Genomic DNA, 12,725 nt, shown 5'->3' with positions numbered 1-12,725 from the left:
CCCTTCAGCAGTCGTGCCGGTACAGCTCGCGCTTGTCGATGTAGCGCACCACGCCGTCCGGCACCAGGTACCAGACGGGGTCGCCATGTGCGACCCGCGCCCGGCAATCCGATGACGAGATCGCCAGCGCAGGTACCTCGACCAGCGACACCCCGCCCTTCGGCAGCCCCGGGTCGGCCAGTATGTGCCCCGGTCTGGTCACTCCGATGAAGTGGGCGAGCGAGAACAGCTCTTCGGCGTCGCGCCAGGTGAGGATCTGGGCGAGGGCGTCGGCGCCGGTGATGAAGAACAGATCCGCGTCACCGTTCGACGCGCGCAGCTCCCGGAGCGTGTCGGTGGTGTACGTCGGTCCGCCGCGGTCGATGTCGATGCGGCTGACCGAGAACTGCGGATTCGACGCGGTCGCGATGACCGTCATCAGGTAGCGGTCCTCGGCCGGGGACACCTTCTTGTGGCTCTTCTGCCACGGCTTCCCGGTCGGCACGAACACCACCTCGTCCAGGTGGAACTGCGATGCCACCTCGCTCGCCGCGACCAGGTGACCGTGGTGGATCGGGTCGAACGTCCCGCCCATCACACCAAGCCGCCGCTTGCCGGGCCCCTTCTGCTCTTCCATGCGTGCAGACCCTACTGGGCCCGGCCCGGAGCCGGGACCCATAGGGGCAATGGCCCAGGTCAGCGGTCCCGGTTGAAGCGCGTGGTGATCCACAGCAGCAGGAAGAGAATGACGAGAGCACCGCCACCGGTCATGAAGGGGCTGATGGTCGGGTGGGTGTCGGTGTGCTCACCGCCCTCGGCCGCGAGCGTGGTCAGGGCGTGTGCGGCGGTGGTGTAAGCGCTCATCGCAGGCAGTACCTATCCGGGTCTAGGCGTCACGTCACGTCCGCCACATCGTATGCGAGCCGGATTCCGGTGCTGATTTCAGTCCTGCTCTCAGCCCCCGTCTCAGTCCTGCTTGTAGCCGCGCAGCAGAAACCATGCCAGCAGTACGGCTCCCACGACGCCGACGATGATGATCGTGCGCAGCAGCGCGCCCGGTCCGTCGTTGTGGGAGTTGGCGGCGAGGACTTGGGTGAGGCCAGTCATATCGGGCATGTCTCCACGCTAACCCCCCGCGGGACAGGGCCTAGGCTGGGGTCCGCCGGGGGACGGGGCCATGTCCGAGGCAGCTGGGCGAGCAGGGCCATCGATACGAGGGGGCCAGATGAGTGACACTCATGAGACCGGCGGCGGCGAGGGCGGAGGCGCCCGGGAGCATGTGCCAGGACGTGACCGGCGGCGATTTCCGGGCATCTCCTCCCGCGCGTACGAACATCCGGCGGACCGTTCCGCGCTGGTCGCACTGCGCAGGCTGACCGGTTTCGACACCGTCTTCAAGGCGATGAGCGGCCTGCTGCCCGAGCGCAGTCTGCGGCTGCTGTACCTGTCCGACTCGGTGCGGGTCGGCGGGCGGCAGTTCGCGCATCTCCACGACATGCTGCGGGACGCCTGCTACATCCTGGACCTGGAGCGGGTCCCGGCCATGTACGTCACCCAGAATCCGCAGCCGAACGCGATGTGCATCGGCATGGACGCGCCGATCATCGTGGTGACCACCGGGCTCGTCGAGCTGCTCGACGAGGAGGAGATGCGGGCGGTCATCGGCCATGAGGTGGGCCATGCGCTGTCGGGGCACTCCGTCTACCGGACGATACTGCTGTTCCTCACCACTCTCGCGATGAAGGTCGCCTGGATCCCGCTCGGCAATGTGGCGGTACTGGCCCTGGTGACGGCGTTGCGCGAGTGGTTCCGCAAGTCGGAGCTGTCGGCGGACCGCGCGGGGCTGCTGGTCGGGCAGGATCTGCGGGCCTCGATGCGCGGGCTGATGAAGCTCGCGGGCGGCCATCACCTCCATGAGATGAATGTGGACGCCTTCCTGGAGCAGGCGGAGGAGTACGAGTCGAGCGGCGATCTGCGGGACTCCGTACTCAAGCTCATGAACATGCTGCCGCGCAGCCACCCCTTCACCACGGTGCGCGCCGCCGAGCTCAAGAAGTGGGCCGCGACCCGTGACTACCAGCGGCTCATGGACGGTCACTACCCGCACCGCGACGAGGACAAGGACACCTCGGTCAGCGAGTCCTTCCGGGAGTCCGCGAACCACTACGCGGAGTCGGTCCGCAGCAGCAAGGACCCGCTGATGGCGTTCGTCCGGGACGTGGCGGGCGGCGCCGGGGACCTGGGCAGCAAGCTCCGGGACCGGTTCGCGGGCGGCGGCAGGCCGGGCGGGGAGACATCCACGGGGACGCCGCCCCGCCAGGACACCGACGGCCCGGAGGGCCCGGAGGGCCGTACTCCGCCCGGGGACGACGAGCCCGGGGACACCGGGCCCGGGGACGACGAGCCCGGGGACACCCCGCCGAAGGGCTGAGGACCGCCCCGGAGGTCCCTCAGGACTACCCGTTCATCCGGGGCTGGGCGCCGGGGGCCAGGACGCCGCACAGCGAGACCGTGGTCCGGCCCGTCGCGTACGGGTCGGTACCGGTCGGGGCGTCGCCCTTGGCGCTCTGCCCGGCGAGCAGCGGCCGCAGATAGCCGGAGGAGTTCGAGGCGCACGCCTGCGGGCCCGCCAGCACGGCGCTCTGCACCAGCTCCACATGGCGGTCGCGCAGATCGTCCCGGTCGAAGCGGAACCGCGTCTCGCGGCGCACGGTGAACAGCGAGGCGTGGTCCGGTCCGCGCTCATGGGCCCGCTGGACCGCGTAGACGAAGGTGTGGTCGGCGGTGACCTCCAGCGTCGCGGGGCCGCGCTCGAGGACCGTCAGGGTGCCCTGGACCCGCACCGGGGTGTCGGCGAGCGTCACCTCGGCCGGGTTGAAGCGGGTCAGCCAGCCGACGGCCGCGTGCCGGCCGTCGTCGACCGGGTGTTCGAAGCTCTGGTCGAACTGGTCCTGCTGGGCCGGATCGAGCAGCAGCCGCACCGCCTGCACCGGGCCGCCGGTCAGCACAGCCGGGTCGATGGCGGATCTGACCAGGTACTCCTTGGCCGTGGTGAGCGCCGTCATCACCTGGCTCTCGGAGAAGGTCTGGGTGCGGCGGACGCCGGGCAGGGTGACCCCCTCGGCGCCGGTGCGGAACTCGGCGGCCGGGCTGTTGAGGTACAGCTCCGCCGGCAGCCCGCCGGGCACCTCACCGCGCGGCGCGAGCGGCACCACGCTGCTGTGCAGCGGCTCCACGGTCTGCGGCTGAGGGGCCTGGTAGGGGTGGCGTACGCCCATATAGACGGCCGCGGCGAAGGCGACGGCGATCAGGAGGATGAGGACGACGGCCTGGCGCGACGCCCCGGCCCTGGCCCAGGCGTGCCGGCTGCGCACCGCTCGCGCGTGCTCGCCCATGCGCTCCTGGGCGGAGAACTCCTGGAGCCGGGCAGCCCGAACGAACGACTCGTCGAAGACGACGGAACGATACTCGTCCTCACCACCTCCCGGGACGCCTTCGGGTGTCCCCTCGGGAGGGTCTCCACGCCCGGTCATACCTCAAGAGTAGGTCGCCGACAGCGCCGATAAACGCGGTAATACTCCACAGCCGGGGACGGTCCGGGGAGGAAACGCCGCATAGTGCACGACGTGCTATCGCGCGTCGAGCGTGCCGCGGTCACGGCGACCGTGGCACGACGGACACGGCCGGTGCGTCGGACTCGGCCGACGTCGTCGCCGGCGGGTCGCCGGGCTGCCGCCCGGCGGGCGTGCCGTCGACCCCGGTGGTGGCGGGCGGCGGAGCGGGCTCCTGGCGGTTGCCCGAGGCGCCCCGGTAGACGGCGGTAAAGGCCAGCGCGACCACCCCGATACCCATCAGAACGGCCAGCAGCCAGGCCACCGGGCGGTGCCAGCGGGCATGGCCGCGATAGGGCCGCCCGGCGCTTCCGTAACGCCCATAGGGGCCGTACACGCCGTCCGGGTCCCGGCCGGGGCCGAAGCGCCCGTCCGGATCGGTGTCGTCATCCGGGTCATATCCGAAATCGGCGTCGCCCTCGGGGCCGTAACCGTCCTCGAAGAGCTCGTCCTCGGGGGGCACGGCGGCGGTGCGGCGCCGTGACGCCTCGGCCTCCGCGCGGGCCTCGGCGGCGGCCAGCATCCGCTCGATGGCGGTGGGCTCATGGATCGCGGCCGCCCGTACGAACTCCTCGTCGAAGACCACGGTGGCGAACTCGTCGTTCGCCTCCCCGTGGCTGCGGTCGTCGGGCTCGTCCCCGTCCGGGAACGGCTTGCCCCCCACGTCGTCCGGCACCCATTCAGAGTAGACCGGACGGGTCAATTTGGGCAGGGCGAAAATGGTATTCGGGGGAAGATCCGCCCCAGGACGGTCGGTAATCGGGTATCCCCCGAACGGGTGAGTCAGCGAGTGTGGCCGTCGCCGGTCACGATGTACTTCGTCGACGTGAGCTCGGGCAGGCCCATGGGGCCGCGGGCGTGCAGCTTCTGGGTGGAGATGCCGATCTCGGCGCCGAAGCCGAACTGGCCGCCGTCGGTGAACCGCGTGGAGGCGTTCACGGCGACCGTCGTGGAGTCCACCAGCTGGGTGAAGCGGCGGGCGGCCGCCTGGGAGGTCGTGACGATGGCCTCGGTGTGCCCGGAGGACCACAGGCGGATGTGGGACACCGCGGCGTCCAGGGAGTCCACGACGGCCGCCGCGATGTCGTACGACAGGTACTCGGTCTCCCAGTCCTCCACGGTCGCCGGGACCACCGTGGCCTTGGCCCCCTCGGCGGCGGCCAGGACGCGCTCGTCGGCGTGGACCGTGACCCCGGCCGCGGCCAGCGCGTCCAGGGCGCGCGGCAGGAACTGAGGGGCGATGTCCTGGTGCACCAGCAGCGTCTCCGCCGCGTTGCACACGCTGGGCCGCTGGGCCTTGGAGTTCACCAGGATCTCGACGGCCATGTCGAGATCGGCCTGGGCGTCCACGTACACATGGCAGTTGCCGGTGCCGGTCTCGATGACCGGCACCGTGGACTCCTCCACGACGGTACGGATCAGGGCGGCGCCGCCGCGCGGGATCAGCACGTCCACCAGGCCCCGGGCGCGCATCAGTTCACGCACCGACTCACGGCTCTCGCCCGGCACCAACTGCACGGCGTCCGCGGGCAGTCCGGCCCCGCCGACGGCGTCCCGCAGAACCTTCACCAGCGCGCTGTTGGAGTGGTACGCGGACGAAGAGCCGCGCAGGAGCACGGCGTTGCCCGACTTCAGACAGAGCGCGGCGGCGTCCACCGTGACATTGGGCCGGGCCTCGTAGATGATCCCGACGACGCCGAGCGGGACCCGCACCTGGCGCAGATCGATCCCGTTGGGCAGCGTCGAGCCGCGCACCACCTCACCGACCGGGTCGGGCAGCGCGATCACGTCCCGGACGTCGGAGGCGATGGCCCGCACCCGCTCGGGGGTGAGCGTCAGCCGGTCGACGATCGCCTCGCTGGTGCCGGCCTCGCGGGCCCGCTCCACATCGACCGCGTTGGCCTCGACGATCTCCTTGGTGCGCACCTCCAGCGCGTCGGCCATCGCGAGCAGCGCGTCGTCCTTGACGGCGCGCGGCAGCGGGGCGAGATCGGCCGCCGCGGCCCGGGACCGGTAGGCGGCCTGGAGGACCGGGGACTTCGGCCAGGGGTCGGTGAGCGGCGAGGTGGGTGCGCTGGTCATGCGGGCAGCCTACTGAGCCGGGGGCCGGAACCTCTCCGCTATTCCGCTCTTCGAGATGACGTTCTCACATGGCGGTGGGCGCACATCCGTCCTCAGAACGGATGCACGCCCACCGGGGAGGCCGGCGGCGGCCCGTACCCCTCCGCGATGCGCTGGTGATACGTCTCACGGTCGATGACCTCGAGCCCCACGATCTCCCAGGGCGGCAGCTTGGCCGTGGACCGGTGCTCGCCCCACAACCGCAGCGCGACCGCCGCCGCGTCATGCAGATCCCGGGCCTCTTCCCAGTAGCGGATCTCGGCGTGATCGTTGGCATAGCGGCTGGTCAGCAGAAAGGGATGATCATGGGCCAGTTGCTCCAGGCCCCGCCGGACCTCCCGCAGCGGCGCCTCGGTCCCCGAGACGCTGAGGGTGATGTGCCACAGCCGGGACGCCTCATCGCGCACGGCGCCGTGCGCGACGGCGTCGCCGACCCCGGCGTCACCCGCTCCGACACTGGTCAGGGTGCGCTCCGCCGCCCCTCTGGGCGGCGCCCCCGGGCGCCCTCGTCTCACCGGCGGCCTCCTGTAGCTCGCTGCTCCGCTCACGCGCGGGCGGAGCGTTTCGGGGCGGTGCTGTGGCCCGCGGCTCCCGCTCCGGGCCCGTCGACCGCACCACGGGACCGCAGCCCGCGCGACCCCGTTGAACAAAGTTGACCAGTCCGCGCCCGGCCGCGGGGCGGTTTTCCCCTTTTTTCGGCGGCTCGGTTCGCCTCCGGGGCGCTTCAGCCTCCCCCAGCCTTCGGCCGGGGGTGCCCCCTGTCGGGGGTCGACCGTGCTCGGCCACTCGTTCCTCGCGGCTTGCGCGCGCCCTCCCTTTCGACAGCGGCGCCCCTTCGGCTCACTCGCCGGGCGGGCGCCCCGGCCCGAGGGGCCTCCGCCCGGCTCCCCCTTACGACAGCGGCGCGTCCCTTCGGCTCGTCCCCAGCTACCGGTGGGAGGTGCCCCCAGCCGGGGGTACCCCATAACGATGAGAACCCTCGCGGCCTGGCGCCCCGGAGGCGAACCGAGCCCTTAAAAAAAGGGGGCCCCTCACACGCCGCGGTCCAGCACAACCAGGTCGTCCCGGTGTACGACCTCGCGCTCGTACGCGGGGCCGAGATCCCGCGCCAGATCGCGGGTCGACCGCCCGATCAGCCGCGGGATCTCCTTGGCGTCGAAGTTGACCAGCCCGCGGGCCACCGCGCGGCCCTCGGTGTCCCGCAGCTCCACCGGGTCCCCGGCGGTGAACTCCCCTTCCACGGCGGCGATCCCGGCCGGCAGCAGCGAGGTGCGGCGCTCCACGACGGCCCGCACCGCCCCCTCGTCCAGGGTGAGCGCGCCGCGCGGAGCGGAGGCGTGCGCGAGCCACAGCAGCCGGTTGGCGGAGCGGCGGCCGGTGCGGTGGAAGTACGTGCCGGTGCGGCGGCCGAACAGCGCGTCACCGGCCCGACTGGCCGAGGTGAGCACCACCGGGACCCCGGCCGCGGCGGCGATCCGGGCCGCCTCGACCTTGGTGACCATGCCGCCGGTGCCGACCCCGGAGCGGCCCGCGCTGCCGATCGAGACGCCGTCCAGGTCCTTCGGGCCCCTGACCTCCTCGATCCTGGAGGTGCCGGGGGTCCTGGGGTCCCCGTCGTACAGGCCGTCCACATCGGAGAGCAGCACCAGCAGATCCGCCCGGACGAGATGGGCGACCAGGGCCGCGAGCCGGTCGTTGTCACCGAACCGGATCTCGTCCGTGGCCACCGTGTCGTTCTCGTTGACGATCGGCAGCGCGCCCATGGCCAGCAGCTGGTCCAGGGTGCGGGTGGCGTTGCGGTAGTGGGCGCGGCGGCTGGTGTCGTCCGTGGTCAGCAGCACCTGGCCGACCCGGCGCCCGTAGCGCGCGAAGGAGGCCGTGTAGCGGGCCACCAGCAGCCCCTGCCCGACGCTCGCGGCGGCCTGCTGGCGGGCCAGGTCGCGGGGGCGCCGGTCCAGGCCCAGCGGCGCCAGCCCGGCGGCGATCGCGCCGGAGGAGACCAGGACTATCTCCTTGCCTTCCCCACTGTCCTCACGGTCCCCGTCGAGGGCCTTGGCGACCACGTCGACCAGCGCGTCAACGCGGTCCGCGTCCAGACCCCCGGCCGCGGTGGTGAGGGAGGACGAGCCGATCTTGACCACGATCCTGCGGGCGGCGGCCACCTCGTCCCGTACCGCCGACCCGTCCTGATGCGCCACGCCGCTCCTTCGCTCGTCCCCGGTTCCGCACCCGCCTCGACGAGACGCGTGCCCTACACACTCATCATGACAAGGGGGCAATCTACGGCAGACGGGCCCTCGCCTGCCTCTGCATTTCAGCCCCCGGACACGGCCGCGGACACCCGTACGAGAGATCATTTAGGGCCGTTTCGAACCGGTTGGCACCAGCGCGGATTGTCACCGGGCCGGGCATCGGCATACGGTCAGGGGTCTCCCCATAGTCCATCGCTCTCCTGCCAGGAGCCCTCCCCGTGCCCTCTGCCGGAATCGCCCCACGCCGGGTCGTACAGCTGACGGCGCTGCTCGCGATGCTCGTGTTCTTCACCACACAGCTCGTCGGCGCCGTGCTTCCGAACGTACCGCTCCTCATCGCCGCCTCGGCATGTGGTCTCGCGCTCGATCTGTTCCTCCAGCACCAGCAGCCAGGGCTGCTGTCGCTGCTGAGCAAGGTCCGCTTCGACGTCACGGTGCGCCAGCTGTTCCGCGACATGCTCATCATGGTCGGGCTGCTGCGTATCGAGGGCATCAATCCCCTCCATGAGCAGGCGCCCCTGACCGTCGGGCTGCTCCTGTTCTATGTGGTGCACTTCGCCTGCCAGGCCGTGGCCATATTGGTCCGCCGCAGCCGGCAGCTGCCGTTCGTCACCCGCAACATCGACGCCTCCGCACTACGGCTGTCCGACGCCCCGCCGCGGCTCTTCGCCCGCCAGCACGGGCGCCGGCTGCTGCGGCTCGCGGCGCCCATCACCGCCGGTCTGCTGATCACCGCCGCCACCAAGGACGCTCTGTGGGGCGGTATCGGCCTGGCCGTCGGGCTGCTGACCGCCATCGGCGGCACCATCCATCTGGGCACCTGGCTGCTGCCGCGCAAGCGCGTGGTGAGCGAGGCCAAGGCCCTGGAGTGGCTCGACACGTGGCTGGCCGAGTACCGGCCGACCGTGGGCATGTACTTCTCCGGCGGCAACTCCTCGGCGTACCAGGCGAACATGTGGCTCTCCACGCTCGCCGCGCTCGACGGCAACCCGATCATCCTGCTCCGTGAGCGCTTCATGGTGCAGAAGATCGAGGCGACCGACGTCCCGATCCTGTGCCTCCCCAAGGTCGCGCATCTGATGCGGATCGAGCACTCGACGCTCAAGGTGCTGCTGCACCCGGCCAACTCCGGCAAGACCTCGCAGGTGCTGCGCATTCCGTCGATCAAGCACGCGTTCACCAACCACGGTGAGAGCGACAAGCTCTCCAGCTGCAACCCGTACGCCAAGGCGTACGACGAGGTGTGGGTCGCGGGCCCGGCCGCGCGGGAGCGCTACCAGCTCGCCGACATCGGCGTCGAGGACAAGGACGTCGTCGAGGTCGGCCGCCCGCAGCTGGCCCCCATCCGGCCCTACGCGGGCGTGCCCACCGGTGAGTTCACCACCGTGCTGTACGCGCCGACCTGGGAGGGCTGGGACGGGAACCCCGGTAACACCTCGGTGGTCCTGGCCGGCGAGAACATCGTCCGCGAGCTGCTCGCCGACCCCGAGGTGCGGCTGCTGTACAAGCCGCACCCGATGACCGGCTCCGTCGACCCGCGCGCGGGTCGCGCCAACGACCGCATCCAGGCGATGATCGCCGAGGCGAACACCCAGCGGACCGGCGCCCGTCCGGGGCCGGAGGCCGCCGCCGAGCTGGCCAAGCGCACCGATGAGCTCAACTGCCTCACCAGCACCGCCTTCCGCCCCAGCGCGGACGAGATCGAGCGCATGCGGCTCCAGGGCGCCCCGGAGGACAACCGCGCGGCGACCGTCGCCGCGGCCACCGCCGCCTGGGAGAGCGCCTACTGGGCCTCGCTGCCGGCGTGGGAGCACCAGGTCATCGCCGGCCCGCGCCCGGCGATCTTCACCTGCTTCAACCAGGCCGACGTGCTCATCAGCGATGTCTCCAGCGTGGTGTCGGACTACCTGACGAGCGAGAAGCCGTACGCCGTGGCGAACACCAGCGGTCTGTCGGAGACGGAGTTCCGGGCCGGCTTCCCGACGGTGCGCGCCGCCGCGATCCTCACCCCGGACGCGAAGGGCGTCGCCGGGCTGCTCGAAGCGGTCCGCAACCCCGAGAAGGACACCCACGCCGCCGCCCGCGCCGAGCTGAAGGTCCACCTCCTCGGGCCGTCCGACCCGCCGTCCCTGGTGCGCTTCAACCAGGCCACGCAGGATCTGTGCACCAAGGCCGACGAGCGCCGGGCCCGGATGGCCACGCGGCTCTCCGATGAGATCCCCTCCCAGCGGGAGGCCCGGGACGCGGCGGAGGAGATGGAGCTGGAGTCCGGCTCCTCGGAGCCGGAGGAGACGGCGACGGTCTAAGCCGCCGAAAGCCGCCCACAGCGGCCTAAAGGGCCCGGGAGCTCCCTCCCGGGCCTTTTTGTCGTACGGACGGCCGTACGGCCCCGAGCGCGGCCCCCAAAGGCCCCGGCGGGCCTCACAGGCTTCGGGTGGCCGCCCGGACTCCGTCCGGGGGAGCGGGGGCACCCCGCAAGACGCCCCCACCGCCCCCTAGAACGGCTTGAACGCGTCGTACTCCGCCTCCGCCTCATCCCGCCCCGCGTCACGCTCACGGCGCCGCTGAGCAGCCGGACGAGGCGCCTCGAAACGGTGGTCCTCGCCTCGGCGGCCCAGCATCTCCGCGCCGGCGGACATCGTCGGCTCCCAGTCGAAGACGACCGCGTCGTCCTCGGGGCCGATGACGACCTCGTCGCCCGCGCGGGCGCCCGCCTTCGTCAGCTCTTCCTCCACGCCGAGGCGGCCCAGGCGGTCGGCGAGGTAGCCGACGGCCTCGTCGTTGGCGAAGTCGGTCTGGCGGACCCAGCGTTCGGGCTTCTCGCCCAGCACCCGGTAGAAGCCGTCCTCGACGACGACCTTGAAGCCGGCGTCGTCCACGGCCTTCGGCCGGATGACGATCCGGGTCGCCTCGTCCTTCGGCTTCGCGGCACGCGCATCGGCGACGATCTTGGCCAGGGCGAACGACAGCTCCTTGAGACCGAGATGGGCGATCGCCGAGACCTCGAAGACCTGGTAGCCGCGGGCCTCGAGGTCGGGCCGGATGATGTCGGCGAGGTCCTTGCCGTCGGGGACGTCGACCTTGTTGAGCACCACGAGCCGCGGCCGGTTCTCCAGGCCGCCGTACTCGGCCAGCTCCGCCTCGATGACGTCGAGGTCGGTCACCGGGTCGCGCTCGGACTCCAGGGCCGCCGTGTCCAGCACATGCACCAGCACCGAGCAGCGCTCGACATGGCGCAGGAACTCCAGGCCGAGGCCCTTGCCCTGGCTGGCGCCGGGGATCAGACCGGGGACGTCCGCGATGGTGTAGACGGTCGAACCGGCCGTGACCACACCGAGGTTGGGCACCAGCGTGGTGAAGGGGTAGTCGGCGATCTTCGGCTTGGCGGCCGAGAGCACCGAGATCAGCGAGGACTTGCCGGCGCTCGGGTAGCCGACGAGGGCCACGTCCGCCACGGTCTTGAGCTCGAGGATCACATCCCCGGCGTGGCCCGGCTCGCCCAGCAGCGCGAAGCCCGGGGCCTTGCGGCGGGCCGAGGCGAGGGCGGCGTTGCCGAGGCCGCCGCGGCCGCCCTGGGCGGCGATGTAGGTGGTGCCCTCGCCGATCAGGTCGGCGAGCACATTGCCCTGCTTGTCGAGGACGACGGTGCCGTCCGGGACCGGCAGGACCAGATCCGTGCCGTCCTTGCCGGAGCGGTTGCCGCCCTCGCCGGGCTTGCCGTTGGTGGCCTTGCGGTGGGGGCTGTGGTGGTAGTCGAGCAGCGTGGTGACCGACTGGTCGACGACCAGGATCACATCGCCGCCCCGGCCGCCGTTGCCGCCGTCCGGGCCGCCGAGCGGTTTGAACTTCTCTCGGTGCACGGAGGCGCAGCCGTGGCCTCCGTTACCCGCGGCGACATGCAGCTCGACGCGGTCCACGAAGGTGGTCATGACGGGTGCCTCCAGATACATACGGGGTAGGTGGTGTCGTTATGGCGCTCTTGCCACTCGTAACGCGCCGAGGGCGGACCCGCTTCCCCGTCACGGGAAAGAGCGGTCCGCCCTCGGAAAGGTGTGCGGTATCGCGCCGGGGCTGATTACTCAGCGACCGGGACGATGTTCACGACCTTGCGGCCACGGTGGGTGCCGAACTGCACCGCACCGGCGGCCAGCGCGAACAGCGTGTCGTCGCCGCCGCGGCCGACGCCCGTGCCCGGGTGGAAGTGCGTGCCGCGCTGGCGGACCAGGATCTCACCCGCGTTGACGGCCTGGCCGCCGAAGCGCTTGACGCCGAGCCGCTGGGCGTTGGAGTCGCGACCGTTCCGAGTGGACGATGCGCCCTTCTTGTGTGCCATGTCTCCTCAGTCCCTTACTTCGCAGCCGAGTCGATGCCGGTGATCTTCAGCGCGGTGTGCAGCTGGCGGTGGCCGATCCGCTTCCGGTAACCGGTCTTGTTCTTGTACTTCAGGATGTCGATCTTGGCACCCTTGTGGTGGTCAACCACCTCGGCGTGAACCTTCACACCGGCCAGGACCCACGGGTCGCTGGTGACGGCATCGCCGTCGACAACGAGCAGAGTCGAGAGCTCGACGGTGTCGCCGACCTTGCTGGTTCCAATGCGGTCGACCTCGATGACATCGCCCACGGCCACCTTCTGCTGGCGGCCGCCGGTGCGCACGATTGCGTACACGCGGTTCTCACTCTCTCGCTAGTAACAGGGACCTCTGATGCCAGCCGCTCACACGGCCCCAAAAGGGTCGTGGTCACCGAGTGATTCCTTGCGG

13 protein-coding genes are annotated in these 12,725 nt (G+C 71.2%); 2 read left to right on the top strand and 11 right to left on the bottom strand.

Going from position 1 to position 12,725, the window contains the following annotated elements:
* Positions 1–4 precede the first annotated feature (4 nt).
* From nadD to ABZS71_RS06380, 3 genes are all read right to left on the bottom strand, one after another.
* Complete coding sequence (gene nadD, locus ABZS71_RS06390; protein ID WP_355848218.1) at positions 5–616, bottom strand: nicotinate-nucleotide adenylyltransferase; 612 nt, start codon at positions 614–616, stop codon at positions 5–7.
* A 59-nt stretch (positions 617–675) separates the two neighbouring features.
* The gene (locus tag ABZS71_RS06385) at positions 676–843 is read right to left on the bottom strand and encodes a hypothetical protein (protein WP_355848221.1); all 168 of its coding nucleotides are present in this window, start codon (positions 841–843) and stop codon (positions 676–678) included.
* A 102-nt stretch (positions 844–945) separates the two neighbouring features.
* Complete coding sequence (locus ABZS71_RS06380) at positions 946–1,095, bottom strand: hypothetical protein (RefSeq protein ID WP_356208162.1); 150 nt, start codon at positions 1,093–1,095, stop codon at positions 946–948.
* A 109-nt stretch (positions 1,096–1,204) separates the two neighbouring features.
* Here ABZS71_RS06380 and ABZS71_RS06375 point away from each other — a divergent pair, with 109 nt between their 5' ends.
* Positions 1,205–2,410, top strand: a complete 1,206-nt coding sequence (locus tag ABZS71_RS06375) for a M48 family metallopeptidase (RefSeq protein WP_356207978.1) — start codon at positions 1,205–1,207, stop codon at positions 2,408–2,410.
* Positions 2,411–2,435: 25 nt separating this feature from the next.
* Here the strand turns inward: ABZS71_RS06375 and ABZS71_RS06370 are convergent, their stop codons facing one another.
* From ABZS71_RS06370 to proB, 5 genes are all read right to left on the bottom strand, one after another.
* Positions 2,436–3,512 carry a hypothetical protein gene (locus ABZS71_RS06370; protein ID WP_356207976.1) on the bottom strand — a complete coding sequence of 359 codons (1,077 nt, stop codon included), beginning with the start codon at positions 3,510–3,512 and terminating at the stop codon, positions 2,436–2,438.
* Positions 3,513–3,633: 121 nt separating this feature from the next.
* Positions 3,634–4,266, bottom strand: a complete 633-nt coding sequence (locus ABZS71_RS06365; protein WP_355848230.1) for a hypothetical protein — start codon at positions 4,264–4,266, stop codon at positions 3,634–3,636.
* 107 nt (positions 4,267–4,373) lie between these two features.
* On the bottom strand, positions 4,374–5,672 hold the full coding sequence (locus ABZS71_RS06360; RefSeq protein ID WP_356207974.1) for a glutamate-5-semialdehyde dehydrogenase: 1,299 nt from the start codon (positions 5,670–5,672) through the stop codon (positions 4,374–4,376).
* A 92-nt stretch (positions 5,673–5,764) separates the two neighbouring features.
* Complete coding sequence (locus ABZS71_RS06355) at positions 5,765–6,226, bottom strand: hypothetical protein (protein ID WP_355848236.1); 462 nt, start codon at positions 6,224–6,226, stop codon at positions 5,765–5,767.
* Positions 6,227–6,742: 516 nt separating this feature from the next.
* Complete coding sequence (gene proB, locus ABZS71_RS06350; RefSeq protein ID WP_356208150.1) at positions 6,743–7,873, bottom strand: glutamate 5-kinase; 1,131 nt, start codon at positions 7,871–7,873, stop codon at positions 6,743–6,745.
* Between the two features lie 308 nt (positions 7,874–8,181).
* Here proB and ABZS71_RS06345 point away from each other — a divergent pair, with 308 nt between their 5' ends.
* Positions 8,182–10,269, top strand: a complete 2,088-nt coding sequence (locus ABZS71_RS06345) for a hypothetical protein (RefSeq protein ID WP_356207973.1) — start codon at positions 8,182–8,184, stop codon at positions 10,267–10,269.
* Between the two features lie 189 nt (positions 10,270–10,458).
* Here ABZS71_RS06345 and obgE read toward each other — a convergent pair whose 3' ends face one another.
* The 3 genes from obgE to rplU form a co-directional block, all read right to left on the bottom strand.
* On the bottom strand, positions 10,459–11,892 hold the full coding sequence (obgE, locus tag ABZS71_RS06340) for a GTPase ObgE (RefSeq protein WP_356207972.1): 1,434 nt from the start codon (positions 11,890–11,892) through the stop codon (positions 10,459–10,461).
* Between the two features lie 146 nt (positions 11,893–12,038).
* Positions 12,039–12,296, bottom strand: a complete 258-nt coding sequence (gene rpmA, locus ABZS71_RS06335) for a 50S ribosomal protein L27 (protein ID WP_009717948.1) — start codon at positions 12,294–12,296, stop codon at positions 12,039–12,041.
* A 14-nt stretch (positions 12,297–12,310) separates the two neighbouring features.
* Positions 12,311–12,631, bottom strand: coding sequence for a 50S ribosomal protein L21 (gene rplU, locus ABZS71_RS06330; protein ID WP_009717947.1), 321 nt, complete (start codon positions 12,629–12,631; stop codon positions 12,311–12,313).
* Positions 12,632–12,725: the final 94 nt, after the last annotated feature.

The organism is Streptomyces sp. NPDC005393, from assembly GCF_040606675.1.
GTDB lineage: Bacteria > Actinomycetota > Actinomycetes > Streptomycetales > Streptomycetaceae > Streptomyces.
This window is presented reverse-complemented; position numbering and strand designations above follow the sequence as displayed.

Coding starts and splice junctions, on each gene's coding strand:
- nadD (WP_355848218.1), bottom strand. CDS start 616: ATGGAAGAGCAGAAGGGGCCCGGCAAGCGGCGGCTTGGTGTGATGGGC.
- ABZS71_RS06385 (WP_355848221.1), bottom strand. CDS start 843: ATGAGCGCTTACACCACCGCCGCACACGCCCTGACCACGCTCGCGGCC.
- ABZS71_RS06380 (WP_356208162.1), bottom strand. CDS start 1,095: ATGCCCGATATGACTGGCCTCACCCAAGTCCTCGCCGCCAACTCCCAC.
- ABZS71_RS06375 (WP_356207978.1), top strand. CDS start 1,205: ATGAGTGACACTCATGAGACCGGCGGCGGCGAGGGCGGAGGCGCCCGG.
- ABZS71_RS06370 (WP_356207976.1), bottom strand. CDS start 3,512: ATGACCGGGCGTGGAGACCCTCCCGAGGGGACACCCGAAGGCGTCCCG.
- ABZS71_RS06360 (WP_356207974.1), bottom strand. CDS start 5,672: ATGACCAGCGCACCCACCTCGCCGCTCACCGACCCCTGGCCGAAGTCC.
- obgE (WP_356207972.1), bottom strand. CDS start 11,892: ATGACCACCTTCGTGGACCGCGTCGAGCTGCATGTCGCCGCGGGTAAC.
- rpmA (WP_009717948.1), bottom strand. CDS start 12,296: ATGGCACACAAGAAGGGCGCATCGTCCACTCGGAACGGTCGCGACTCC.